This is a genomic window from Salinicola rhizosphaerae, assembly GCF_014652715.1.
GTDB classification, from domain to species: domain Bacteria; phylum Pseudomonadota; class Gammaproteobacteria; order Pseudomonadales; family Halomonadaceae; genus Salinicola; species Salinicola rhizosphaerae.
On sequence record NZ_BMZI01000003.1, the window covers coordinates 279,757 to 304,929 of the forward strand.

Annotated in this window: 19 protein-coding genes and 1 tRNA gene; 5 read left to right on the plus strand and 15 right to left on the minus strand. The window is 63.9% G+C overall.

Features of this window, described 5'->3' with window-relative positions:
* Positions 1 to 40: 40 nt before the first annotated feature.
* A complete protein-coding gene (minC, locus tag IE125_RS07460) occupies positions 41 to 796 on the minus strand; it encodes a septum site-determining protein MinC (protein ID WP_189444022.1) in 756 nt (251 codons plus the stop codon).
* A gap of 402 nt (positions 797 to 1,198) precedes the next feature.
* Here minC and IE125_RS07465 point away from each other — a divergent pair, with 402 nt between their 5' ends.
* Together IE125_RS07465 and IE125_RS07470 are read left to right on the plus strand one after the other, a co-directional pair.
* On the plus strand, positions 1,199 to 3,994 hold the full coding sequence (locus IE125_RS07465; protein ID WP_189444023.1) for a DUF349 domain-containing protein: 2,796 nt from the start codon (positions 1,199 to 1,201) through the stop codon (positions 3,992 to 3,994).
* 28 nt (positions 3,995 to 4,022) lie between these two features.
* Positions 4,023 to 4,099: transfer RNA gene (locus IE125_RS07470), tRNA-Met, on the plus strand.
* A 211-nt stretch (positions 4,100 to 4,310) separates the two neighbouring features.
* Here the strand turns inward: IE125_RS07470 and IE125_RS07475 are convergent.
* The 13 genes from IE125_RS07475 to IE125_RS07535 all read right to left on the minus strand — a co-directional run bounded on the left by IE125_RS07475 (position 4,311) and on the right by IE125_RS07535 (position 19,851).
* Positions 4,311 to 5,657 carry an MmgE/PrpD family protein gene (locus IE125_RS07475; protein ID WP_189444024.1) on the minus strand — a complete coding sequence of 449 codons (1,347 nt, stop codon included), beginning with the start codon at positions 5,655 to 5,657 and terminating at the stop codon, positions 4,311 to 4,313.
* A gap of 77 nt (positions 5,658 to 5,734) precedes the next feature.
* Positions 5,735 to 7,150, minus strand: a complete 1,416-nt coding sequence (locus IE125_RS07480) for an MmgE/PrpD family protein (protein ID WP_189444025.1) — start codon at positions 7,148 to 7,150, stop codon at positions 5,735 to 5,737.
* A gap of 28 nt (positions 7,151 to 7,178) precedes the next feature.
* Entirely contained in the window at positions 7,179 to 7,841 is a 663-nt protein-coding gene (locus IE125_RS07485; protein WP_189444026.1) for an amino acid ABC transporter permease, read from the minus strand.
* A 10-nt stretch (positions 7,842 to 7,851) separates the two neighbouring features.
* Positions 7,852 to 8,523: an amino acid ABC transporter permease gene (locus IE125_RS07490; protein WP_189444027.1), complete on the minus strand. Its 672-nt coding sequence runs from the start codon at positions 8,521 to 8,523 to the stop codon at positions 7,852 to 7,854.
* A 24-nt stretch (positions 8,524 to 8,547) separates the two neighbouring features.
* The gene (locus IE125_RS07495) at positions 8,548 to 9,390 is read right to left on the minus strand and encodes a substrate-binding periplasmic protein (RefSeq protein WP_189444028.1); all 843 of its coding nucleotides are present in this window, start codon (positions 9,388 to 9,390) and stop codon (positions 8,548 to 8,550) included.
* Positions 9,391 to 9,503: 113 nt separating this feature from the next.
* Positions 9,504 to 10,265 carry a class II aldolase/adducin family protein gene (locus IE125_RS07500; protein WP_189444029.1) on the minus strand — a complete coding sequence of 254 codons (762 nt, stop codon included), beginning with the start codon at positions 10,263 to 10,265 and terminating at the stop codon, positions 9,504 to 9,506.
* A 22-nt stretch (positions 10,266 to 10,287) separates the two neighbouring features.
* Entirely contained in the window at positions 10,288 to 11,070 is a 783-nt protein-coding gene (locus IE125_RS07505) for an amino acid ABC transporter ATP-binding protein (protein ID WP_308430123.1), read from the minus strand.
* 13 nt (positions 11,071 to 11,083) lie between these two features.
* Positions 11,084 to 11,935, minus strand: a complete 852-nt coding sequence (locus IE125_RS07510; protein ID WP_189444030.1) for a substrate-binding periplasmic protein — start codon at positions 11,933 to 11,935, stop codon at positions 11,084 to 11,086.
* 105 nt (positions 11,936 to 12,040) lie between these two features.
* Positions 12,041 to 13,150 (minus strand): AbrB family transcriptional regulator, encoded by a 1,110-nt coding sequence (locus IE125_RS07515; RefSeq protein WP_189444031.1) that lies wholly within the window; start codon positions 13,148 to 13,150, stop codon positions 12,041 to 12,043.
* Positions 13,150 to 14,445: a 4-aminobutyrate--2-oxoglutarate transaminase gene (gene gabT / locus IE125_RS07520; RefSeq protein WP_189444032.1), complete on the minus strand. Its 1,296-nt coding sequence runs from the start codon at positions 14,443 to 14,445 to the stop codon at positions 13,150 to 13,152. Before gabT ends, IE125_RS07515 begins: the two co-directional genes overlap by 1 nt.
* 68 nt (positions 14,446 to 14,513) lie before the next feature.
* Complete coding sequence (locus IE125_RS07525) at positions 14,514 to 16,196, minus strand: hydantoinase B/oxoprolinase family protein (protein ID WP_189444033.1); 1,683 nt, start codon at positions 16,194 to 16,196, stop codon at positions 14,514 to 14,516.
* On the minus strand, positions 16,193 to 18,259 hold the full coding sequence (locus IE125_RS07530; RefSeq protein WP_189444034.1) for a hydantoinase/oxoprolinase family protein: 2,067 nt from the start codon (positions 18,257 to 18,259) through the stop codon (positions 16,193 to 16,195). Before IE125_RS07530 ends, IE125_RS07525 begins: the two co-directional genes overlap by 4 nt.
* Before the next feature lie 77 nt (positions 18,260 to 18,336).
* Positions 18,337 to 19,851, minus strand: coding sequence for an aldehyde dehydrogenase (locus IE125_RS07535; protein WP_189444035.1), 1,515 nt, complete (start codon positions 19,849 to 19,851; stop codon positions 18,337 to 18,339).
* A gap of 250 nt (positions 19,852 to 20,101) precedes the next feature.
* On the opposite strand from IE125_RS07535, the gene IE125_RS07540 reads away from it, so the two are divergent.
* On the plus strand, positions 20,102 to 22,411 hold the full coding sequence (locus tag IE125_RS07540; RefSeq protein WP_189444036.1) for a molybdopterin-dependent oxidoreductase: 2,310 nt from the start codon (positions 20,102 to 20,104) through the stop codon (positions 22,409 to 22,411).
* Between the two features lie 66 nt (positions 22,412 to 22,477).
* Positions 22,478 to 23,233, plus strand: a complete 756-nt coding sequence (locus IE125_RS07545) for an IclR family transcriptional regulator (protein WP_189444037.1) — start codon at positions 22,478 to 22,480, stop codon at positions 23,231 to 23,233.
* Positions 23,234 to 23,248: 15 nt separating this feature from the next.
* Here the strand turns inward: IE125_RS07545 and IE125_RS07550 are convergent, their stop codons facing one another.
* Positions 23,249 to 24,067, minus strand: coding sequence for a DUF3750 domain-containing protein (locus tag IE125_RS07550; protein WP_229808978.1), 819 nt, complete (start codon positions 24,065 to 24,067; stop codon positions 23,249 to 23,251).
* Between the two features lie 118 nt (positions 24,068 to 24,185).
* On the opposite strand from IE125_RS07550, the gene IE125_RS07555 reads away from it, so the two are divergent.
* Positions 24,186 to 25,121 carry a tetratricopeptide repeat protein gene (locus IE125_RS07555; RefSeq protein ID WP_189444038.1) on the plus strand — a complete coding sequence of 312 codons (936 nt, stop codon included), beginning with the start codon at positions 24,186 to 24,188 and terminating at the stop codon, positions 25,119 to 25,121.
* Positions 25,122 to 25,173: the final 52 nt, after the last annotated feature.

The window sequence follows — 25,173 nt, forward strand, 5'->3', positions numbered from 1 at the left end:
CTTCCTGTTACCCGATAAGTGTTGATCGCTCCCGCGCCGTTCAGGTCAGCGCCGAGATCCTGAGTTGGTCTTCCTTGAGCTGCACCTGCACGGCGCAGCCGAGCATCTTCGGGTCGATATCCTCGAGCCGTTTGTAGGTCCCCGCCACGGAAAGCAGTTCGGCGTGCAAGTCGTTGCAGAAGATTCCCGCTTCGCGATCGCCGTGGATGCCGGCCAACGCGCGCCCGCGCAGCGGACCATAGACGTGCACGCTGCCCGCGGCGAGCACCTCGGCACCGGGGTTGACCGCACCGATGACCACGAGATCGCCCTCCGGTGCCGACACCTGCTGGCCGGAACGCACGGTACCGCGATAAATGCGCCCGCCCGCCTGCCCGGCAGATTCGGCCGGCGGAACGGGCAGTTCGGCCTCGATTTCGGCTGGCGCAGGCTGGGTCTGGGGGGCGCGAGTCTCGACCGCCCGCGGCCGGCTCTCCTGCGGCGGAAACCAGCCCAGTCCCAGGGCCCACGCCGACTGTTTGACAGGGTCGGGCCCGCCGCGCACGGCCACCGGCAGCAGCTTGTGCGCCCGGCACACGGCACAGATTCTTTCCAGCGCCAAGTGCGGCTCGTCGATCTGCTCCACGCTCAGCACGACCGGCGTATGCTGAAAGAAGGCTGGCGCCTGGCTCACCTTGCCGGCGAGCTGCGCGCGAATACGCTCCGGGTCGCCGCTGGCCAGCTCCATGACCGTCATCGGCAGCATGCCGCCCTTGAAGGTGAAGGCGATATCTGCCGTATCCCTGTTGAGACTCATCACCGAACTCCGCAGCGAGAAAATGGGTGGCCCCGGACCATGACGGGTCCACAAGCGGCCTGCAGCGCATGCAACGCATCGAGCGAATCCGATACCTCGGCATGCATGAGCACAATCGATAGTGGTCGACTCCGCTCACCACGCTCGGGGCGGAAGTGTCATGCCAGTGACCCGCCCTGCGCGATACAGTTAGGCCCTAAGCTATGCGAGGGCGACCGTCGCTGCAACCGATCATACGGTCAGGTCGACCTTTTGTCAGGTGTCTCCATGGGCATACACATCGGGCCTGCAGGCTTTTATCGTCGGTCATCAAATGGTTAGATAGACAGTTGCCGTCGAGCTCCCACCGGCGTGGGACCGACCACCGCCAGCTCGTCGTAATTTCAGGATGCCATACCGGCCATGCCAGGACTCTTTCAACGCCTGTTCTCTTCTCGTGGGCGCCGCGCGCGCTGGCAGCACGAAGACCCTACCGTCCGTGCCCGCGCCGCCGCCCAGCTCGATGCCAACGACCATTCCGCGCTGGAAGCGCTCGCCGGCGACGACGACGCCCGGGTCCGCGAAGCGGCTCTGGCGCGTATCGACGACCTCGACCGCGTGTTTGCACTCCATCGCCAGTCGCCCTGCGAGGAGTCGCGTCAGCGACTGACACAGCTTCTGACCGGCCGCAGTGAGCACAGTCGGGATCTCCAATCTCGGCTCGACTGGCTCGAGCGACGCAGCGCCGAATCCCCGCTCGACATCGCCCTCATCGAAGCGGTGATCGTCGATGGCGACAACCAGTCGCTGCGTCTCGCTGCGCTTTCGCTGATCGAGGACGAAGCCCACCTCGTTCGCCACGCCAGCGAGAACGGCATTAGTGCAGTGCGCCACGCCGCCGCCGAGCGAGTGACGTCGGAAGCGGGGCTGTCCCGGCTCGTCAAGCAGGCCCGTCGCGACAAGCAGGTCGCGCGCCTCGCCCGCGACCGCCTCGCCAATCTGCGCGCCGACGCCGAGCAGCAGGCAGCCGCCCATCTCGAGCGCGAGCGCCTGCTGACAGCGCTGGAAACGCAAGCCAATCGCCCGTGGGAACCCATGTTCGAGGCACGCCTCAAGCACTGGGTCGCGCAGTGGGAGGCGCTCGATGGCAGCGCTGAGACCGAGCAGCGCGAACGTTTCGACGCTGCCGTCACCCGCTGCCGCCAACGCATCGCCGAACATCTGCGTCATCAGCGCGAGAGCGAACGGCTCAAGCAGGAAAAAGCCGAAGCCCAGTCGACCCGCGAAAGCATTCTCGAGGCGCTGTCGCACGCATTGACAGTCGTCGAGTCGGCAGAGCGTCTAACGCCGGATGTCATGGAGTCGCTCGAGGGCAAATGGCAGCTGCAAAACGAGCGCTGGCAGGAAGTGTCCGACCGTTACGGCGTCAGCGACCACTACCAGCAGCGCTACGTCGAGCTCAACCAGCGCGCCCAGACGATCTGGCAGGCGTGGGAGCGCTGGCAGAGTGAAGCACCGGCACTGGAAGCAGCGATCGAACAGGATGCCGCCGTGGCGCCCGCGTTGAGTCGCCTGGACTGGCCCGCAGCGCTGCCACCCACCGATCTTTTGCTCGAGGCTCGGCGCCAGACGGCATCCGCCGCCGTGGCCAAGCCGACGCCAACGGATCTCGATGTCTCCCACGCCCAGCTTGAAGAGTGGTTAGAAGCCCTGGCCGGTGAACTCGATGCCGGCCGCTACCGGGGTGCCACCCAGCTTCATCGGCGCCTGCGCCAAGCGATCGGTGGTCAGGAGAGTTCGCTTCCCGAGGCGTTGCAGCAACATTGGAAGCAGCAGCATGCGCGGCTGGCCGAGCTACGCGACTGGCGCGGTTTCGCGGCGGCGCCGAAGCGGGAATCACTGGTTGCCGATATCGAGGCACTGGCCGAGGCGCGCGATCATAGCGACCCCAAGCGCCATCGCCGCCACCAGCAACTGGTTCGGGAATGGCGTCAACTCGGGGATGCCGCCGCCACCAAGCCGCTGGCCCAGCGTTTTCGCAGTGCATCGGATTCTCTTCATGACCAGCTAGGCGCCTGGGAGCAGGAGATCGAGGCTCAGGAGGCGCAGAACCTCGAAGCCAGGCAGGCGCTCTGCGAACAGCTCGAATCGCTGCTGGACCATCCTTCCGACGTGGCGGACCCGGATGGCCTGCGTCGCATTCGCGACGCCGCTCAGGAGCAGTGGGATCGGCACTGGCCCGTGCCAAGACGCCAGGCAGCCTCTACCGGACGTCGCTTTTCGCGCCTGCGTCAGCGGCTGCAGTCCCTGATCGACGAGCGCGCCGGCGACATCGCCAGCCGCAAGCGCGACCTGGTCCAACAGGCGCAGCAGTTGGCCGAAGACGACGGCGCCGCCGCCGAACGCGCCGAGCAAGCGAAGGCACTGCAGAAGCAGTGGCAGGCCCTCGGGCGAGCCCCCAAGGGCGTGGAGCAGGCACTGTGGCGGCAATTTCGCTCGCACTGCGACACCATCTTCGCCGCTCGCGAGAGCGTCCGGGGCGAACAGCGCTCGCGGCAGCAGCAGCGCTTCGAGGAGATGCAGGCGCTGATCGACCGCCTGGACGCCTGGCAGCCCGCCCGCGCCGCAGAACGCGACACGCTGGACGCGGCGCTCGCCGAGGCTCAGCGGCTGGCACCGCTACCGCGCGGTCGCCGCAGTGATGGCATGGAAAAGCGCTGGCAAGGCATCGTGCATGCCAGAGAGGTGACGCTCGATCGCCTGGCGCTGGTCGAGCAGGCCCGGCAGTGGCCGGCATATCGCCGATGGCTGGAGGCGGCAATCGACGGAGAGCCTCTCGACAGCTCATCGTTCGATGACGCTCCCGCCGACATTCGTGCCACCGTTTCCGCCCGATCGTCAGACAGTGACAGCGAAGCGGCCGCCGAGGACGCGCTCCAGCGCTGCCTGGTGCAGCTTGGCCTGCTCGCCGGCGAACCCATTCCCGAGTCGCTCGAGCCACTGCGGCTCGAAGTCCAGGTCGCGCGGCTCAACGATGGCCTGGGGCGTCCGCCGACACCGCCGGAAGAACTCGAACAGACGCTTCATCGGCTGTTGTCCGTCGCACCACTCTCCCGCGAGACCTGGGAACGCTACGCCAGCGCCTTCGATCACGTACTCGGAGAGATCGGGCAGGCTCGTCATGCCGACGATCACCAGCAACCTGTTGACAGCGTCTAATCCATCCGTATAATACGCCACACATTGATGCGGGGTGGAGCAGTCTGGTAGCTCGTCGGGCTCATAACCCGAAGGTCATCGGTTCAAATCCGGTCCCCGCTACCAAATTCTTTGACCGGTGCCTTCCCCAGGCGCCGGTTTTTTTTGCGTGTTGTTTTGTCTTGCGATTTCGCCTTTCGCCTGCGCTTTATTCGCCCATCATGGACAGTATGGCGTCACAGCGATTCAAAATGTTGGGTACACCTCGCCGAGCGACGAGATTTTTCTCTTGGGCCCGCATTACTCTAGCATGCCGAGTGTCCGTCTTCGGACCAGCTCATCCCTCACGCACACTCTCGAGCCACGCCCGGCACGAGCGGCTCGACGCGAGTTCGGCCAGCAGTCGGCGGGCCTTTTCTACCCGCTGATTCGACCAGCCAGCATCGAAGCAGAGCGATGCGAACTTGGCGTCGAGTTCGCCATCACTCAGAGGCAGCTCCGGATCGCCCTTTCGATCGGCCTGGAAGTGTGTGTGTCGTGCTCCATCACGAAAGCCGACGGTGACCCGCGCACTGCGACGCCTGGGGTAGGCAGCATCGATCTCGGCATCTACTGCCACATTGACTGCCGCCATCAGTCGCTTCACCAGAGGGTTGCCCAGACGCTCCGCAGCGAAGGCGCCACGCCCTGCATGCCCGGAGACCGCGGCATGGGCCACCGCGTATTGCATGCTGAAGCGCGCCTCTTCGGCGTCACGCGGCGTCGGCTTGTCCGTCATCTCTTGGGAGCGCTGGCTCGTGTACACCTCGATCGACGTGATCTGCTCGGGATCGAACCCGGGATCGGCGCGGAGCGCCAGCACGGCATCCACGGCGGAGAAGACCTGCCCGCAGCACGCGTGCCGCTTGAAGGTGATCTGTTCGATCCGGAAGCTGTCGTCGAATCGCTCGCCAAAGCGCGACCAGTCCGGCGAGCCCGCCATGGCGGCACCGAGACCGGCGCGCCCCTCGAGAATATCCAGCGCTCCCGTCATGCCGCGATGGGCCGCCAGCGCCGACCATACGCCGGTATCCGCGGCGTGTCCGGCATGCATCGGCTTGGTCATCGCGGTGGAGCGAAACGCCTGCTGCAAGCCGCCCGCGAACGACGCAGCCGTGGCCAGCGCATGCGCCATCATGGCCGCATCTCCCCCGAGCAGAGTGGCGCAGGCCGCCGCCGCACCCAGACAGCCCACAGTGCCGGTGGTGTGCCAGTAGCGATAATGCGCCGTTCCCAGGAACTCGCTCAGACGCGTCGAGACTTCATAGCCGACCAGCACCGCCCGGAGCAGATCGCGTCCGCTGGCGTCACGGTGCTCGGCCAGGGCCAGCGCCGCCCCGATGACCGGCGCGCCCGGATGGAAGAGCCCATCCCGATAGATATCATCGGACTCCAGCGCGTGGGCCGCGGTCGCGTGAAGCATCGCGGCGTCGCGTGGCGAGAGCATCGATGTCGAAGCCACCACACTATCGGGAGATGCCCCCAGGGCCAGCCTCAGACGAACAACGACCTCACTTTGCGCCCCCGCAATCGCACAACCGAACCAGTCCTTCATCACACGCTGGAGCGCCGCGCGGGGCCATTGGGCTTCCGGCTGCGCCGAGACCTCGAGGGCGAACTCGGCTAACTGCTCGCACACGAACATGGCGGACCTCTTCAACGGCAATGCGAAAACGCTATCGAGTATCCGCCAAAAGTCGAAGTCTCAGCAACCGCGCGACTTCAGGTCACCGCGGGTCGAGACCGAGCGAGCGTCATCAGCTCGTCCAACTGACGCAGCAACGGCTCGACAGAGTCGAGCGTCTCCAGAGCCAGCACCTGATCGCACAGCCGCTGTACCTCGCCCGGCGCCTCCATCCAGGCGCAAAGCGCCGTTGCCTTATCGACTAGCTCCTTCTCCTCGACCGGCCTGGAGGGATCACCTTTGGGGGCATCGCAGGCGCCTCGCAATAGCCGCCCATCGTCGAGTTCGACCTCGACGACCGCCGGCGTGCTCTGGGGGTATCGCTGCGTCATCGCGTCGTCGGCAGCGATCTCGACGCGCCGGCTGAGATTCAGCGTTTCCAGGTCGCTCAACGCCCCAGGGGCCAGCTCGGCCTGAGTCATACGCCCATTCTTGAGAATCGTGGCAATGATATAAGGCAGGCTGAACTGCGCGGCGACCATGCCGCTTTCCGCGGAGATCTGTCTGTCGAGCAACTGAGCGGAGAGTGCGTAGGTAGAGAGTGTCACCCGACGAATTCTAGAGAATTCTCCCTTGATCGAAGCGGCAACCTCGAGGGCCGCCTCGGCAGCAGCCTGTGCCTGACGGCAGATCGGATAGAACTTGAAGTAGGTTTCGGTCAGCGTCCAGCGCTGCTCCAGACCTTCACTCAGGCGTTCGAGAACCGGTTTGCCCGAAGTGATCTCGAGAAAGCCGCGTCCCCGAGACGATGAACCCTCTATCGGACAGCCGCCGAAGCCCATCTGCGCAAGCATCGCCGCCTCCACACCGGTTTTCGCCGCATAGCCCGTGTGTAGTGGCTTGGCGGGATATCCCGACCAGAGATTTTCGGCAGTCGAGACCGGCAGCAGAAAAGCCGCCGTCCCCAGGGCGCCTGCCTGCGTCGGCGCGTCAAGCCCGAGCAATGCGCCCGCTGCCGCCGCGCTGCCGACCGTTCCGGCCGTACCGTTGGGCATGTAACCGCTCGCCATGTGCTGCGGGTGCCCCGCCCAGGCAACCCGATGCGCGACTTCATACCCGCCGACCACGGCGGCGATCAGCGAGCGACCGCTGACAGGCCGGTGACCGGCAACGGCCAGCGCCGCCGGGATGACCAGGCAGGCGTGAATGCCTCCGAAACGCCAGCCATCCTGCAGCTCGAGCATATCCGAGAGGGTGCCCAGAACGAGCGCCGTCATGGCTGGCGTAGCTCTATCCACGGCGGCAAAGCGATGTGCGCCGAGCGTCGTCGGCATGTCCAGCAATTGGCGAGACGGCGGCAGCGCGACGGCACCGAGAATGACGCCAAGCGTGTCGAGAATCGCGTGTCGGGCCCGTTTCACGACTTCCGTAGGTAGCGCCTCGAAGTCGAGCTGGCTGACGAAGGCACCGAGCTTTGCGGTATGGTCGCTCGAGGCGTGGTTATCATTGTTCATGGCCTCACTCCTTGATTGTCGATCCTGCCTAATAGGCTTTCTTTTCCAGCCGGTTGAGTATCTTGACGATGGGCAGCAGCAACACGATATAGATCAGCGCGGCAGCGATCAGCGGCGTCGGGCTGTAGGTATTGCCCTGAGCGATTCGCGCCATGCGCAGAAGCTCGGGCAGCGCCACGACGCTCGCGATCGACGTGACCTTGATCGTCTCCAGAATGTTGGTGATCAGGTCCGGCGCCATGTTGCGCACGGCCTGAGGCACGATGATGTGTCGCATCACCTGCAGAAACGACAGTCCGGTCGAGCGCCCTGCTTCGATCAGCCCATACGGAATACTGCCGATGCCGGCACGAAAGACTTCGGCGAAGTAGCTGGAGGTGTTCAGCGTCAGCGCCAGCACGACCGCACTGCGCGTGCCGATCTCGATACCGAAGAACGGCAGGCCGTAATAGATCAGGATCAGCAGCACCAGCGAGGCGAACGAGCGAAAGAAGTCGACGTAGATGGTGAGGAAGAGATTGAGCCAACGATTGCCGGCCGCGCGCGCGCAAGCGATCAGCAGCCCGACGCCGACACCCAGCGGAACGATCATCACCGACAGCAGCAAGGTCTCTTTCAGACCATTGAGCAGCATCGGATAGATGGCCGCCATGATGTCCAGATTGAAAAACGTGTTGAGAAATCCGTTCATGACAGCCTCTTCATTTCGCCCACTGACTGCGGCTTTCGACCCATTTGCTCATCAGCACCAGCGGATAGATCATCAGCAGATAGCCGATTGCCGCCATCATCAGCGGCGTGGTGTTGGCGACATCGCTTTGCACGGTGATCGCCGTTCCCAGCAGCTCGGGTACGGCAATCGCCGAGGCGAGCGCGGTGTTCTTGGTGATCGCGATCAGACGGCTGGTCAGCGGCGGAATGGCGATACGCACTGCCTGGGGCAGCACCACCGACTTCATTGTGGTGGCGAAGGTCAGCCCCGTGGCCCGCGCGGCCTCGAGCTGCCCCTTGCTGATGGCGCAGATGCCAGCCCAGAAGATCTCCTCGGCGAATGCCACCAGCACCAGCGATAGCGAGAACCATGCGACCACGAAACCGCCGAGCCGGAGCCCTACATACGGCAGGCCGAAATAGAGCAGAATGATCAGCACCAGCGGCGGCAGCGCGCGAATGACATCCACGCTCTGCTTGATCAAGACATTGAGCGGGCGGATGCCGATCGAGCGGATCAGCGCCAGCAGCATGCCAACGCCGACACCGGTCACGATGACCAGCAGCGCCAGCCACACCGTGCGGAAAAAACCGACCAGGAGCGTCGGGCCATACTGGGCCATGATGGCCCAGTTGAAGAAGTTTTCGATAAAGGCATGCATGGTAGAGTCCTTCTGACGACGCGCTCAGGAAGCCGAGCAGTCATGCTCGTGCGGCGTGTCGTCGTAGCCTTCGAACCCCGGCTGGCCGTAGCCTGGCTGGCTATTGACCGAGACGCTGTCCGCTTTCGGCGTGATGCCGGTCCAACGGGTGAATATTGCCTTGAGTTCGCCGTCGTCCTTCATGCACTCGAGCGCGGCGTCCAGCCGATTTCGGAGTTCGGGGTTGTCGTTGTTGACGGAGTAGGCGTAGACGCGCCCGCCGCCGGTGGTGAAGTCGGACACGGCAAGCAGCGGATTCTGCAAGGCGATCCAGCCGGCCGCGCTCTGGTACATCATGTAACCATCGGCCTGGCCGGTGATGACCGCCTGTACGGCATCGGATGCCTTGTCGTACTCGGCCAGCGTCAGGTCGTACTGTTGGCTGTGCTCGCGGATCCAGTTGCCCGAGCTGCTCCCCTTGTTGATCGCAAGCGTCATACCCTGGAGATCGGAAGCCTTGGTGATCTCGCCGGCGGACTTCTTGACCAGTACCGCGTCGGTCGCATCACCGTAGCCCTCCAGGAACAGCATGTTGCCGGCCCGTTCGGGCGTGACCGCTGCCGCCGATAGCACGATATCGAACTTGCCGGCGTTCAGACCGGCGAACGTCGTCGACCACGGCTGATCGATCACCTTGATATCGATGCCGGAGTATTTCGACATTCCCTTGGCAATATCGATATCGATCCCCTCCAGCGAACCGTCGTTGGAGACCATCGAGTAAGGGGCGTAGCCGACGTCGGAGGCGGCGACGACAGACTCCTGTGCCAGCGCGAGTGGTGCGCCAAGACAGCCGGCGATGGCGGATATCCACAGTGTCTTTTTCATGGGAGAACTCTCTTGTCGTTGTATTCTTAGATCTCGTATTCCACTTCACTGCCACGACGGGAGTCGTCGACTCTCGTCGCTTTCTGCTCATGCATCGTTTTGCGCCACGCCGATCAGCCGGCGTAGCTCTCGCGCTGGGAGGCGATATCGCGCAAGACCGCTTGCCAGGCCGGCTCGATCCAGGGTGCATAGCCACCATCGTCGTACTGCGACGCGACGTGATCGCGCACCGATTTCGGCGGCCAGATCAATTCCGCCCCACCGCTTTGCGCCGCGAGCTGCGCCTGACAGGCCCGCTCGAGAAAGTAGATCTGGTCGAACGCTTCCGGGATGGTGCGCCCGCCGACCAGCAGTCCGTGATTGCGAAGGATCATCGCCTTGTTGGTGCCGAGATCCCGTGCGAGCCGCTCGCGCTCCTCATGATCCGTGGCGATCCCTTCGTAACCGTGATACGAGAGCCGACCGTGAAATTTCAGCGCATGCTGGGTGATCGGCAGCAGGCCCTGCTTCTGCGTGGAGATCGCGATGCCCGCAGCCGTGTGCGTATGCACGATGCAGGTCAGATCCGGACGCGCGTGATGCAGCGCGGAATGGATGGTGAATCCTGCCGGGTTGATGACGCCGCCGCCGGCGCCCTTCTCGATCACGTTGCCGTCCAGATCGACCTTGACCAGGCTACTGGCGGTCACTTCGCTGAACAGAAGCCCGTAGGGGTTGATCAGGAAATGGTGCTCGGGCCCGGGTACGCGCGCGCTGATGTGCGTATAGATCAAGTCCGTCATGCGCAGATGCGCAACCAGGCGATATAGCGCCGCAAGCTCGACCCGTACTTCAGCTTCGCTTTTGGCGTCGTGACGTAGATGCTCCGGAATCATGTCAAAGCTCCCTGTCTGCCGTTCAGCCCGAAATTCGGGCGAGGAAGTCGCGTGTGCGAGGATGCTGCGGATTGTCGAACAGTTCGTTGGCGGTGTTCTCCTCGACGATGTTGCCGTCGGCCATGAACACCACCCGATCCGCGGCTTCCTGGGCGAAGCGCATCTCGTGGCTGACCACGACCATGGTCATGCCCGCCTGACGCAGTTCACGCATGGTGTTGAGCACGCCGCCGACCAGTTCGGGGTCAAGCGCGCTGGTCGGCTCGTCGAACAGCACCACGCGTGGCTCCAATGCCAGCGTCCGGGCGATCGCCACGCGCTGCTGCTGGCCGCCGGAGAGCTGCGAGGGGTAGTGATCGACACGCTCGCCAAGCCCGACCCGCTCGAGCATGGTGATACCGATCTCGCGCGCCTCGGCTTTGCTCTTTCCCTGCACCTTGCGCAGCGCCAGCATCACGTTCTGCAGCGCCGTCATGTGCGGATAGAGATTGAACGACTGGAACACCATGCCGATCTTGGTGCGGATCTGATTGATGTCGACGCGCGGCGAGAAAATGTTCGTGTTGTCGAACAGGATGTCGCCGGAAGTCGGCGTTTCCAGTCGATTGCAGCAGCGCAGCAGCGTGCTCTTGCCGGACCCCGAGGGGCCGATCAGAAACACCATCTCCTGGGGCATGACGCGCAGCGTCACGTTTTTCAGAATTTCGTTGTCGCCGAACGACTTGGAGATACTCACCAGTTCGAGCAGCGGTCGTCCCGACCGGTGTTCCCCGGTCGGGGTCGCGACTTGTGCCATGGACGTCATCGATGTCTCCCGCTTACTGGCAGTCGAGGTCGTGCTCGGTGTCGTCATAGCCGGGGAAACCGGGCTGACCGTAGCCGGGATAGATGGTATTGACCGCACCATCGGCCTTCGGCTCGAGACCGGTCCATTTGGTGTAGAGCTTGGCCAGCGTACCGTCGTGTTTGAGGCACTCGATCGCCGCATCGACCTCGTCACGCAACGCCTCGTCATCTTTACGGAACGAGTAGCCGTAGACTTCGCCGTTATCGATCACGTAATCGGATACTGCCAGCAGCGGTGAGCGATTGGCGGCATCGCCGGCAGAGGCACTGTAGACCAGCGCGGCATCGGTCTGGCCGCTGGCGACCGACTGGATGGCATCGCTGTTCTTGTCGTAGCGATTGATTTTCCAGCCGTACTGGTCCTGGCGTTCGGTCAGCCAGCGATCGAACAGATTGCCCTTGTTGACCGCGATCGTTTTACCTTTCAGATCGTCGGGAGACTCGATCGTCGCGTCGCTTGCACGCTGCACGAACTGGTAGGTGGCATCTCCATAGGCCTCGGCGAACAACATGCCGTCGGCCCGATTCTTGGTGATCATGGCAGCGGAAAGCACCATGTCGAACTTGCCCGAGTTGAGTCCGGCATACGTTGTCGACCACGGCTGGTCGATGACATCGATCTTGCGTCCAATCTGCTTGGAGATCGCCTTGGCGATATCGATGTCGTAGCCCTGGTAGCTACCGTCATTGCCGACGGTCGCGAACGGCGGGTAGCCGACGTCGGACGCGGCGCGGATCGGCGACTGATCCTGGGCCAGCGCTTGCCCGGCGATCGCGGTGCCGCCAACGATCAGCAGTGAAGAGATCAGGGTACGAGTTTTCATGGGGCTTTCCTTGTAGTTGTTGATTTCACAAGCAATTATTGATTTCACACGCAGTTGTTGATTTCACGAAAACAGTCGATGTCACACTTGGCTTGATAAGCGAGATCATCCGGTCGGGTGATCCGGTTTGTCGGTGATCGAATCACGACCCCTGAAGCGATGCTCCATGAACGCGAGGCAGTAGGGAGCGACCAGGATCAGCCCGGTCAGCCGCAGCAGGTGGTGGAAAGTGACGAACAACGGGTCGATGTCGAGCGTCACGGCGAGAATGGCCATCTCGCCGATACCGCCAGGCGCCGATGCCAGTAGCGCCACCGGCAGAGGCACGCCGAGCAGCCAGTGCATCGCGAGTGCCGTGACACCGAGCACCGCCAACGTCAAAAGTGTCGCGACACCGGCATGAACGATATGACGGCGTAGCTGCGAAAGCGTCAGCCCGTAGAAGCGCGCGCCTATGGCGCTGCCCAACACCCAGAGCATGATGCTGACCGCCCAGTTCGCGGGATGAAATTGGACCAGTCCCGTTCCGCCAAGCGCCGCTGCGACGAGCATCGGTCCCAGCAGACCGGGAGTCGGCAAGCGCAGTCGCTTGGCCACTGCAATGATCAGTGGCAGCAGCAGGATCAACCACAGGCCATCAGGTGCCATATGGCTGCGGACCAGATCGGGATCATGTGCCCACCAGACGAAGAGCGGCGGCAGTGTCAGCACGACCAGCAGCGCGCGCAGCGACTGCGCAATCGCGACTTGCCGCGGATCGCCACCGGCCTTCTCGCCCATCAGGATCATGGCGGTCATCGCGCCCGGCGCCGAAGAGAACCAGGCACTGGTGCGTGTCATGCCACAGCGGCGATACCACATCGATCCCACCGTCGTGGCCACTGCCAACCCGACGATCAGCACCGCAGCGGAGGTCATCCAATGGCCGATCTCCGAGAACAGACCCGGTGTGACCTGACCGCCCAGCACCAGACCGAGTACCCCCAGAAAGAACTGGCGAAAACTCTCGGGAATGCGCACCTGCACGCCGCGCATCGCCGCGATCAGATTGACGACCAGCGGCCCCAGCATCCAGGCCAGTGGCAGGTTCAGCGCGCTGAAACCCACACCGCCAATCGCGCCGATCGCCAGCGACAGCACGATCGATCGACTCTGGCGGATTCGGCCGGGAGAAAGCTGCTCGCGGATTCGGGCCAGACGGGTCGCGGCAGACATCAGGCTTCGACGCGTTCCTGAACCTGACACACTTTCTCGACCACGCGCTCGAGCACGTCGAGCCCCTCGTCGAGCAGAGACTCCGAGATCGTCAGCGGATGGAGGAAGCGGATCACGTTTCCGTAGAAACCGCAGGCGAGTACCAGAAGGCCTTGCGTCTTGGCCGTTCGCAGCACCGCGAGCGCGAGTTCCGGGGCGGGCTTTCCGGTCTCGTCGAGAAACTCGATCGCCCGCATGCTGCCTTTACCGCGGACTTCGGCGATCTGAGGCACGCGAGACTTGAGCTGCTCCAATCGCGCCGCCAGCCGTTCTCCGAGCTGATTCGAGCGCTCGACCAGCTGCTCTTCCTCGATCACGTCGAGCACCGCATGGCCGGCGGCAATACCCAGCGGATTGCCGGCGTAGGTGCCGCCCATGGCCGCAGGCGCCGGTGCGTCGAGCATCTCGGCACGGCCGCAGACCGCGGAGAGCGGCACGCCGCCGCCAAGACTCTTGGCCAACGTGGTCAGGTCCGCCGAAACGCCGTAATGCTCCATCGCGAACAGCTTGCCGGTGCGCCCGAAGCCGGTCTGGATCTCGTCGGCGATCAGCACGATGCCATGCTCGTCACAGATGGCGCGCAGCGCCTCGACGAAGGCCGGTGGCGCCGGCACGAATCCGCCCTCGCCCTGAATCGGCTCGAAAAGAATGGCGGCGACGTCCTGCGGATCGACCTCGGTCTTCATGACGCGTTTGAGGTCCTCGATCGCACGTTCGGCGGAAATGCCGTGGAGCGCGTTCGGGAACGTCGAGTGATAGATCTCGCCCGGAAACGGCCCGACGTCCTTGCGAAATGGCATCGCCTTGCCGGTCAGCGCAATACCCAGCGACGTTCGACCGTGGAAGGCACCGGAGAAAGCGATGACGGCACGCCGCTTGGTGTAGGTGCGCGCGATCTTGACCGCGTTCTCGACCGCCTCGGCGCCGGTCGAGAAGAAGATGGTCTTCTTGGCATGCTCGCCCGGCATCGACGCATTGAGGCGCTCGGCAAGCGTGATGTAAGAAGTGTAAGGAGAGTTATGATAGGCGGTATGAATAGCGCTATCGAGCTGCGCCTTGATCGCCTCGACCACTTTCGGATGACGATGACCGACGTTGTTGACGGCCACACCGCTCATGAAATCGATGTAGCGGTTGCCTTCGATATCCCAGATTTCGGCATTCTCGGCGCGATCGACGTAGAGATCGAACTTTACTCCGACACCGCGGGCCGTCGCAGCCTGTCGGCGCTCGCCCCACTCTGCATTGGTACTCATCTCGCTACTCCTGTGTTCTTGTGCTGGTATTGCATCGAACCCTGGTTTCTCCGGACTCGCCGGGCGGTTCAGCTGCCGTAGCCGTAGCGCTCGCGCGCTGCCGATTCGCTCACGTAGCCTTCGTCGATATCGACCTGGATCTTTGCCGGATCGCGTTCGCTGACAGCGCCGTAACCGCCGCCGCCGGCGAGACGCAGGCTCAGCACGTCACCGCGTTTTAGCGTGCAGGTCTCCTTGGAATGGAGCTCACGCGCTTCGCCGTCGGGATTGAGAATCGAGGACGCCAACGCGCCCGATTCGGCACCGAATAGCCCGTAGGGCGCGCGCGCATGGCGGTCGCCCAACAGGGTCAGCGAGACTTCGCCGGTGCGGATTTCGAGATCCTTGCGCATGCCGCAGCCGCCGCGATACTTGCCGGCACCGCCGGAGTCGGGAATCAGCTCGAGCCGCTGGATCTTGATCGGGTTGAACGCTTCGTGGATCTCGACCGGGATGTTGGCGCAGTTGATCACCGGCGCCAGCGCTTCGACACCATCGGCGTGGCTGCGCGCGCCGTAGCCGCCGAAGATCAGGTCGTAGTAGATGAAGGATTCACCGGTGCGCTCGTCCACGCCGCCGATGATCGGATTGCTCCAGTGCGAGAAGCCCCCCATCGCGCGCTCCTTCAAGAGCGGTGCCAGCGCGCCATTGATCGCTTCGAAGATGCGCACCTGGATTGCCGCGCGACCGCCGCTCGGCGCCGGGAACACCGGGTTGAAGAACGAGCCCTCGCGCCCGACGACGGAAACCGGCCGAATCGAGCCGGCGTTCTGCGGCATGAACGGGTCGGTAAACGCGCGCACGGCGAACATCGCATGCGCCCGAGTGAAGTTCATGTAGGCGTTGATTGCCGCCGGCACCTGATCGCTGCTGCGGGAGAAGTCGACCTTGACCGCTTCGTCCTCGATGATCACATCGACCGCCACTCGGATCGGCTCACCGCCAATCTCGTAGCTATCGAGGGCATCCTCGAACGACCAGGTACCGTTGGGAATCTCGCGAATCAGGTCGCGAACGGTCTTCTCGGAGCGAGTCAGAATTTCCTCGATTCCGGTCGCCACGTCCTCGACACCGAATTTCTCGAAGATCGTCCGCACCCGCAGCGCGCCGATGTGGTTGGCGTTGCGCTGGGCGCTCATGTCGCCGCGCAGATGCTCCGGCAGGCGCACGTTGGCGCAGATCATGCGCATGATCTGCTCGTCGAACTCGCCGCCGCGAATCACCTTGGTCGGCAGGATACGGATGCCTTCCTGATAGGCCTCGGTGACGCCGAGCACCTTCTGCGAACCGGGCGCGGCGCCGCCGACGTCGATCTGATGCGCGATATTGACCACGAAGCCGACCAGCTCGTCGCGGAAGAACACCGGCGAGACGAGATAAAAGTCGGGGAAGTGACCCGAGCCCATCGCCGAATCGTTGAGCAGCACGCCATCGCCCGGCTCGAAGGTCTCCAGCGGGTAGTAGTCGAGCACGCTCTTGACCACGAACGGCATGGCGCCCATGTGTCCCGGCGTGAAGTTGCCCTGGGCGACGAGCTGACCTTTGGCATCGAATACCGCGGTCGAGAAGTCATCCGCCTCGCGCACGGCCTGGGAGTGCGCCGTCTTGCGCAGCGTGCTGCCCATCTCGTCGGTGACCGAGACGAAACTGCCCCACAGAAGCGACAGCGCGATCGGATCCAGCGTCCGGTTATTGGGGTTGTTGGCGCTCATGCCTGGGTCTCCACTGCGATATCGATGACCAGATTGCCGTTGGCGCTGACGTGAACGCGGTTACCCGGCGGGATGACCACGGTCGACTCGGACTCCTCGACGATGGCCGGACCGTCGATACGTACCTCCGGGGTGAGCGAGCGACGACGATAGACCGGGGTATCGACGTAGCCATCGCACTCCGGGAACCACGCCCGGCGATGCTTCACCGCCTGGACTTCGTCGGCCTCCGGCGTCGGCGCCCGACGCGTGGTCGGTGCTCGGGTGACCGTAAGGTGCCAGTCGGTAATCTCGATCGGCGCTTCGGCCTCGTCGTAGCCGTAGCTCTGACGATACTGGCGTGCGAAGTTGTCACGGGTGAGCGCTCGATCGAGCGTGTCGCCGGCGAACGCCAGTTCGGCCCGCAGCTCGAAGCCCTGGCCGCGATAGCGCAGGTTGGCCGAGAACCGATATTCGAGGCCGTCCGTTTCCAGCTTGGCGACATCATCGGCCGCCCGCGCCTTGAGCTCGGCCACCACCGCGGCGACATCCGCGTCGCTGGCCTGATCGAGAATCATCAGCTTGCTGGTGGAGTAATCGAGACGCGGCTCGGCCACCAGCAGCCCCAGCGCGGAGCCGACACCGGCACCGACCGGGATGATCACACGAGAGATCCCGACCGCCATCGCCAGGCGTACGGCGTGCAGCGGGCCCGCGCCACCGAAGGCGACCATTGCGTACTGACGGGGGTCGCGGCCACGCTCGACGGAAACGATGCGCGTGGCGCGCTCCATGTTGGCATTGGCCATGGTGTGGATACCCCAGGCCGCCTGTTCGACGCTCAACCCCAGTGGTTCGGCGACGTGACGACGAATACCGTCTGCCGCCTCGCTGCTCTCGAGCGACATCGCCCCGCCGTTGAAGTAGCCCGGATCGAGATAGCCCAGCACGAGATTGGCGTCGGTCACGGTCGGCCGCTCGCCACCGTTGCCATAGCAGATCGGCCCGGGATTGGAGCCGGCGCTCTCGGGGCCGATCTTCAGAAGCCCCATATCGAGATTGGCGATACTGCCACCGCCGGCACCGATCTCGAGCAGTTCGATCGCCGAGATGTTGAGCGGCAGACCGCTGCCCGGCTTGTAGCGCAGCTGATCGACCTCGAAGGAGGAGAGAATCGCTGGCTCGCCGCCGTCGATGGCACCGAGCTTGGCCGTCGTCCCGCCCATGTCGAAGGAGAGCACGTGGTCGCAGGACTCCTGACGCCCGATCTCGGCACACATCAATACGCCCGCTGCCGGTCCCGACTCGACGATATTGATCGGCTTCTCGGTCGCGATCGCCGGTGTGATGAGACCACCGTTGGATTGGATGACGGAGAGCGGTGCGTCGACGCCGATGGCCGAGAGCTCGCGGCGCAGCGTGTCGACGTAGTGCTTCACCATCGGCTTGACGTAGGCATCCGCAACCGTGGTGCTGGTGCGCTCGTACTCGCGAATCCGCGGCGAAATGATCGACGAACGAGTCACCGCCAGCGCCAGGCCACGTTCGGCGATCCGCTCGGCAATTTGCGTCTCGTGAATCGGATTGACATAAGCGTGCAGCAGGCAGATCGCCACCGCCTCGTAACCACGCTCTACCAGCGTGTCCAGCACGTCATCGAGGGCATCGACGACCAACGGCGTCTCGATGCTGCCGTCGAACAGCACTCGCTCGTCGATCTCGAAAATATCGCGACGGGCGATCAGCGGTTCCGGCTTGTCGAGATGCAGATCGAAGGTCTCGTAGCGTTTCTGGCGCCCGATCAGCAGGATGTCGCGGAAGCCCCGCGTGGTGAGCAGCGCGGTGCGCGCGCCCTTGCGTTCGATGATGGCGTTGGTGGCAATCGTGGTTGCGTGCAGCACCGCCTCGATCTGCCCGGGAGCCACATCGTGCTGCTCCGTCAGTTGCCTGACACCCTTGAGCACGGCCTCGGCCGGCGCATGATGGGTAGATAGAATCTTGGCAAAGTGACGCTCGCCGGACTCGACGTGCTCGAGCACGAAGTCCGTGAACGTACCGCCGATATCGAAGGTAATCCGGTACATGTCGCTGGTATCCGCTTGTTCTTGTAAAGGCCCCTGCCTCGGCCACTGGGCCGGGGCTGCCGTTCGGTCGCCGCCGCTCAGCGCCGGACGAAGGGGTTGGCAACCTGCAGATCGCTGGAGATCCAGACACACTTGGTGTCGAGATACTCGCGAATCGCATCCACGCCGGATTCACGTCCGATGCCGGACTGCTTGAACCCGCCGAACGGCGAGGTATAACTGGTCGCCCGGTAGTTGTTGACCCAGACCGTGCCGGCCTTGACCCGCTCGACCATGCTCATGGTGCGATGGAGATCGCGCGTCCAGATGCCGGCGGCGAGACCGAACGACGTATCGTTGGCTAGCTCGACCGCGTGATCCTCGTCGGTAAAGGGCATGACCACCAGCACGGGCCCGAATACCTCTTCCTGGGCGATGCGCATCTTCGGCGTCACGCCGGTGAAGATGGTCGGCTCGACGAACTGCCCCGCGCCAAGCTCGGGGCGCGAATTGCCGCCCAGCGCGCAGTGAGCTCCCTCGCCCTTGGCGATCTCGATGTACTCCATGATCTTGCGGAACTGCCCCGGCGTGGCGATCGGCCCGATGCGCGTCTCGCTATCCAGCGGGTCGCCGAGCCGCGCGTCCGCGACGAAGGCGACGAGGCGCTCGACGAACTCATCGTGAATGCTTTCGTGTACCAGCAGGCGCGACCCGGCAAGACACGTCTGGCCCGAGGCGGCGAAGATACCCGACACCACGCCCTTGACCGCCTGTTCGATATCGGCATCGTCAAAGACGATCTGCGGCGACTTGCCGCCGAGTTCCAGCGTGACGGTCTTCAGATGACGGGCCGCCAGCTCGTAGATGCGTCGGCCGGCCTGATCGCCACCGGTAAAGCCGATATGGGCCACCTTGGGGTGGGTGACCAGCGGCTCGCCGACTTCATTGCCAAAGCCGGTGATCACGTTGACCACTCCCGGCGGAAAGCCGGCTTCCTCGAACAGCTTGGCAAACTCGACCATCGAGGCCGAGGTGAATTCGGAGGGCTTGACCACCACCGTGCAACCCGCGGCCAGTGCCGGCGCCAGCTTCCAGGTCGTCAGCGACAGCGGCGAATTCCAGGGCGTGATGATGGCCACGACGCCCTTGGCCTCGTAACGGGTGTAGGCAAAGACGCCTTTCTTGTCGGTAGGAATGACGCTGCTTTCGATCTTGTCCGCCAGCCCGCCGTAGTAGCGGTAGTATTCGGCGGTGTAGCGCACCTGACCGGTGACCTCGGTCGCGAGCTTGCCGTTGTCGCGCATTTCGATCTCGGCGAGCTGCGGCGCGCGCTCGACGATCAGATCCGCCAGGCGCATCAGGCAACGGCCGCGCTCACTGGCACTCATCTGTGACCAGGGTCCACTCAGGGCTCTGTCGGCGGCATCGACGGCCGTCTCGACATCCGCAGCGCTCGCTCTGGCGATCTCGGCCCAGGCTTCACCGTCGAACGGGCCGTGAGTCGCATACCACTGGTCTTCCACCGCTGCGCATTCGCGACCGTCGATAAAGACACCGTAGCGCGGCAGCGCATCGCCGGAAGCCGCTACGCGGCTGTCGGTAGCATCCGTCATGTTGTTATCCTTGGCTGATGACGTTTGATCCATTATTTGGATCTTTGTTCTAAAAATGACATTAAAGCTATATGAATATCGCCGTCAACACTCATTGCCAAGCAAACGCCTCGAAGGTAACGTGTAACAACGATTTCCATTCCTTGAAACATGCGTTCCACAAAAACGTGAGCTGCCGCACCGCCTGACGAGCGGTCAGACCATCACGTTCGAGGCGCGACAATTCATCTGCCAACCGCAAGGAGCCGGGATGTCACCCCACTACATGGCCTACCACTGGGGCCTTTACGAGGTCGAGAATGGGATGACGGATCGGGCCAGGCTGACGCCCTACCGCCATGACCCCGATCCATCGCCGATCGGGCCGGCAGCACTGGACGAGAGCGTCGACCGGGCGCGCGTGCGCCGACCGGCGGTGCGCAAGAGCTGGCTCGCCGCCCAGCGCGGGGCGCAGAGCGAGGCACTGCCGCGCGGCAAGGACCGCTTCGTCGAGGTGAGTTGGGAAGAGGCGATCGATCTCGTGGCTCGAGAGCTGACTCGCGTCACGGAGAAGTACGGCAGTGAGTCCGTCTTCGGCGGCTCCTACGGCTGGTCGAGCGCCGGGCGCTTTCACCATGCCCAAAGCCAGGTCCATCGATTCCTCAACCTCACAGGTGGCTATGTCAGCCACGTCGGCTCCTACAGCATGGGAGCCGCGCGCGCGCTGATGCAGTATCTGGTCGCACCGATGGATCAGCTGATGGCCGAGCACACGGACTGGCAGACGCTCGCCGAGCACACCGAACTGTTCGTCACTTTCGGCGGTGTCCCGGCCAAGAACGCCCAGATCAGCGCTGGAGGCACGGTCAATCACCGTATTCCCGGCGGCCTGCGCGCCATGCAGGAAGCCGGCTGCCGTTTCGTCAACGTAAGTCCGGTGCGTGACGACCTGGAGACCGGAGGCGCATTCGAGTGGTGGGCCATTCGACCCAATACCGATACCGCCCTGATCCTCGGTATCGCCCACACGCTGCTGGTCGAGGGGCGTTTCGATGCCGACTTCGTCGAGAGCCACTGCGTCGGTTTCCGACAGTTCCAGCGCTATCTACAGGGTGAACTGGACGGGGAAGTGAAGAGCGCGGCCTGGAGCGAGTCGATCACCGGTATCCGCGAGGCCGATGTCGTTGCACTGGCCCGCGACATGGCCAGCCACCGCACCATGATCAACATGGCATGGTCACTGCAGCGCGCCCATCACGGCGAGCAGCCTTACTGGGCGCTGGTCGCGCTGGCGGCAATGCTGGGGCAGATCGGTCTACCGGGCGGCGGATTCGGCGTCTGCTACGGCGCCGAAAATCTGATGGGAAGCCCGCATCGTCAGGTGAGAGGGCCGCGCTTCTCGCAAGGCATCAACCGCGTCAGCGCCTTCATTCCGGTGGCGCGCATCACGGATATGCTGCTGGAACCCGGCGCCACCTTCACCTACCAGGGGGGCGAGCACCGCTACCCCGACATTCGGCTGATCTACTGGGCCGGCGGCAATCCGTTCCACCATCACCAGGATCTCAACCGGCTGGTGCGCGCGTGGCAAAAGCCGGAGACCATCATCGTCAATGAGCCATTCTGGACCCCGCTGGCGAAGATGGCAGACATCGTGCTGCCGGCCACGCTGCCTTCGGAACGCAACGATATCTTCTTCGCCAAACGCGAACCGGCCGTCGCCTACATGAAGCAGGCGCGCGCCGTGGTCGGCGAGGCGCGCAATGACTATGACATCTTCGCCGCGATAGCCGAACGCATGGAGATTGCGGAGGCGTTCAGCGAGGGCCGCGACGCCGATGGCTGGGTACGACATCTCTACGAGGAGTGGCAGGTTGCCATGACCGAGGATGGCCTCGATGTCCCCGACTTCGAGAGTTTCATCGAACAAGGCCTTGTCGAGATTCCCGACGACGGCAAGCCGGTGATCATGCTCGAGGCGTTCCGTCAGGATCCTCTGACCTACCCATTGGCGACGCCATCCGGGCGTATCGAAATATCCTCGGAAACCATTGCCGGTTACGGCCTCGAGGATTGCCCCGGCTATCCGTGCTGGATGCCGCCGGCCGAGTGGCTCGGCGCGCCCGAAGCGGAACGCTGGCCGCTGCACATGATCTCGGATCAGCCCGCGCGGCGACTGCACAGTCAGTTCGACAACAGCCCGCATAGCCTGGCCGGCAAGATTCAGGGACGGGAGCCGGTCTGTATGCACCCGGACGATGCCCGAGCTCGAGGTTTGAGTGACGGCGATGTGGTCAAGCTGCATAACGCACGCGGTAGCTGCCTTGCGGGGCTCGTCGTGACCGATGGCATTCGACCTGGCGTGGTCAAGCTCTCGACCGGCGCCTGGTTCGACCCGACCAGCGACGACACGGCACTGGAAAGACACGGTAACCCCAACGTGTTGACGCTGGACATCCCGACGTCGAGCTTTGCTCAGGGGTGTAGCGCCCAGACCTGCCTGGTGGAAATATCGGCGTGGTCCGAGCCACTACCCGATATCCGCGCTCACGACCCGCCCGATGGCATTTCGAATCGCTAGTCAATCCCACGTTTTGGCGTCGTTCGAACTCGACGCGGCGCCGACTCAACGCAGACACCCGACATCATGGACAAGGTATTTCTCAAGGGACTCACGCTGCTGGAAACCATGGCGCTGAAAGAAGAGCCCGCCGGCGTGACCGAGCTCGCAGAGGAGCTCAACCTCAACAAGAGCAACGTGCATCGGTTGCTGCAAGCGCTAATGCATCACGACTTCGTGTACCAGGAATCCGCTTCCGGCCGCTATGCCTGCACCTTCAAGCTGTGGCAGCTCGGCTCGCGGATCTGGAGCAGAACCGACATCAAGCCGATCGCCAGACCCTACCTGATGAAGTTGCATAACGAGACATTGGAGACGGTGCACCTTTCGGTACGTCAGGGCACCGATGTCGTCTATATCGACAAGCTCGATTGCGCCTACGCGGTTGGCACCTTCACCACGCTTGGCGGACGCGCCCCGATGCACTGTGTCGCGACCGGCAAGGCGATCCTGATGGCACTCGACGAGAGTGAACTGGAAACGTTGCCGCTACCGTTCACCCGTCATACCGACAAGTCGCTGACCACGCTCGCCATGCTCCGGGCGGACCTGGTCAAAGCGCGCAAGCAAGGCGTTGCGTCCAACCGCGGCGAATGGAACGAGGGGGTCGGCGGTATTGCGGCGCCAATCTTCGATGCGTCGAACACGGTCTGCGCCGCCATTGGCCTCTCCGGTCCGCTAAGCCGACTGACCCCGGCACAGCTGCGCAAGCACACGCCCCTCGTCATCCAGGCGGCGAGGGATATCTCTCGTGATCTCGGCGCATCGACAGCCGGAGCCTGACATCGCGGGATCGCCTCACCGCGCCATCTGCGCGTCCTGTTCGACGCGCTTCTCGCCCGCACTCCCGGTCGGCTGCGCCATGCCGACCCGGCCGATGCCGGGGAGCTTGAGCGCCGGGGACTGGAAGTCGACGCCGACGGTCAACCCGAGCAGATCGAGTTCGACGCCTTCGTCCAGCGCGAACACCACCCCGAGAAGGCCGCCTAGAGAGAGCTGATAGCCGGTGTGCGACGGCGCCCTGGCGACGATACCGTCCAGCAGATAATCCTTGCCGATGGCGTTGGGCGGAAAATCCACGGAGAGCTCGGGCACCTGACGCACTACCCAGGCGATGAAGGTATTGCTGTTGGGTCCGGGCCAGATACGGTAGCGGTTCGCCTCGGGGTAGCGCGGCACGACGCGCTCGATGGTCTGAATCGCCCGCGCGGCACTGTCGCCACGGATGTCCGCCAAGAGTGTCGGCGGGTTGCCGTACCAGTTGCGATCCGGCGTAGCATAGCCGCTCTCGACCGTGGGCCGACGCCAACTCAACACCTGGTAGACACGATAACGGCTCGCGCCAGCAGTCTTGGTGGCAATCCAGGTATGCACGCCGAAGGCGCCACGCCACTCGAAGGTGCGCGCCGCATAGACCTGCACCACGGCCTGCGGCGTCCGGGCAGGATCGGGCGCCAGATCGGCGGACGTCCGATCCGCCGTCTGCCAGTTGGCGTGAAGCGGCACCTGCTGAGACGCCAGCATGTAGGCCGGCCCCAGCAGCAATGCAACAACCAGCGCCAGCAGTGCGACGGCGATCTTCAGAAACCGGACCAGCGCCCGGCGAAAGGCATTCAACGCGCATTCTCCTGTGATGATTTTTCCGGGGTGGCCGCAGCCAAGCGGGGTTGAATCCGGCGCTTGGGACCCACATTAACTTCGACAAATCCGCATCGGACATCAAGGGCTTTTCGCAATGGCTATCGTCGATCCGCGTACCGGACAACCGCTTTCCGGCCCCGAGACCAGTACCGCTACCACCCCCGGCGCTGGCGCCAGCGCCGAAGAGGTCATCGTCGACGTGACGATGGAAAATTTCCAGCAGGTCGTGCTTGAGGGTTCGATGCAGCGCCCCGTGCTGCTGCAGAGCTGGGCTTCCTGGTGCGAGCCGTGCAAGAACCTCAAGCCGGTGCTCGAGAAGCTGGCCACCGAGTACGCTGGCGCTTTCGTGCTGGCCCGTCTGGATATCGAAGCCTATCCGCAGATCGCCTCGCAGCTGGGTATCCGTTCGGTGCCGGACGTCAAACTGATCGCCCAGGGACAGCTGTACGACCAGTTCCAGGGCGCTCTGCCCGAAAGCCAGGTTCGCGAGTGGCTGGGCAAGTACATCGAAGCGCCAGACGGCGCTTCACAGAGCCCGGAAGAGATGGCCCAGGCGGCACTGGCAACCGGCGATACCGCCACCGCGCAGGCGATCTATCAGGAGCTGATTCAGCAGTATCCGGAACACGTCGACTACCAGATCGATCTGGCTGGCGTGCTGCTGGCTGGCGGTCAGGTCGAAGACGCCAGGCAGATTCTCGACGGCCTGCCGCCCGAACATCGCGACGCGCCCAAGGCACGCGGCGTGCGGGCTCGTCTGCAGTTTGGCGAGGAAGCGTTGAGTCAGGCCGAGATCGAGGCACTCGGCGAGCGTGACGACAGCGAAGCGACCTATCAGCGCGCGATGCGTCTGGTGGCCGACGGTGACTACGAAAACGGGCTCGAGGCCCTGTTGGCGCTGATGAAGGCCGATCGCGCCTATGGCGAAGACGCCGCACGCAAGGCGCTACTGCGCGTGTTCGACGCCCTCGGCGCCGATCATCCGCTGACGGTGACTTACCGGCGCAAGCTCTTCGCCATGCTCTACTGATCGAGCTTCGGCGGCGCCAGGCGCCCGGCTCGGTCACCGTCCGAGCCGGGCG

Bases quoted from the DNA above. Each gene is read 5' to 3' on its own strand.
- IE125_RS07525 (WP_189444033.1), bottom strand. From the start codon at position 16,196: ATGAGCGCCAACAACCCCAATAACCGGACGCTGGATCCGATCGCGCTG.
- IE125_RS07540 (WP_189444036.1), top strand. From the start codon at position 20,102: ATGTCACCCCACTACATGGCCTACCACTGGGGCCTTTACGAGGTCGAG.
- IE125_RS07510 (WP_189444030.1), bottom strand. From the start codon at position 11,935: ATGAAAACTCGTACCCTGATCTCTTCACTGCTGATCGTTGGCGGCACC.
- minC (WP_189444022.1), bottom strand. From the start codon at position 796: ATGAGTCTCAACAGGGATACGGCAGATATCGCCTTCACCTTCAAGGGC.
- IE125_RS07505 (WP_308430123.1), bottom strand. From the start codon at position 11,070: ATGACGTCCATGGCACAAGTCGCGACCCCGACCGGGGAACACCGGTCG.
- IE125_RS07530 (WP_189444034.1), bottom strand. From the start codon at position 18,259: ATGTACCGGATTACCTTCGATATCGGCGGTACGTTCACGGACTTCGTG.
- IE125_RS07465 (WP_189444023.1), top strand. From the start codon at position 1,199: ATGCCAGGACTCTTTCAACGCCTGTTCTCTTCTCGTGGGCGCCGCGCG.
- IE125_RS07535 (WP_189444035.1), bottom strand. From the start codon at position 19,851: ATGACGGATGCTACCGACAGCCGCGTAGCGGCTTCCGGCGATGCGCTG.
- IE125_RS07555 (WP_189444038.1), top strand. From the start codon at position 24,186: ATGGCTATCGTCGATCCGCGTACCGGACAACCGCTTTCCGGCCCCGAG.
- IE125_RS07485 (WP_189444026.1), bottom strand. From the start codon at position 7,841: ATGAACGGATTTCTCAACACGTTTTTCAATCTGGACATCATGGCGGCC.
- IE125_RS07500 (WP_189444029.1), bottom strand. From the start codon at position 10,265: ATGATTCCGGAGCATCTACGTCACGACGCCAAAAGCGAAGCTGAAGTA.
- IE125_RS07515 (WP_189444031.1), bottom strand. From the start codon at position 13,150: ATGTCTGCCGCGACCCGTCTGGCCCGAATCCGCGAGCAGCTTTCTCCC.
- IE125_RS07545 (WP_189444037.1), top strand. From the start codon at position 22,478: ATGGACAAGGTATTTCTCAAGGGACTCACGCTGCTGGAAACCATGGCG.
- IE125_RS07495 (WP_189444028.1), bottom strand. From the start codon at position 9,390: ATGAAAAAGACACTGTGGATATCCGCCATCGCCGGCTGTCTTGGCGCA.
- IE125_RS07475 (WP_189444024.1), bottom strand. From the start codon at position 5,657: ATGTTCGTGTGCGAGCAGTTAGCCGAGTTCGCCCTCGAGGTCTCGGCG.
- IE125_RS07480 (WP_189444025.1), bottom strand. From the start codon at position 7,150: ATGAACAATGATAACCACGCCTCGAGCGACCATACCGCAAAGCTCGGT.
- gabT (WP_189444032.1), bottom strand. From the start codon at position 14,445: ATGAGTACCAATGCAGAGTGGGGCGAGCGCCGACAGGCTGCGACGGCC.
- IE125_RS07490 (WP_189444027.1), bottom strand. From the start codon at position 8,523: ATGCATGCCTTTATCGAAAACTTCTTCAACTGGGCCATCATGGCCCAG.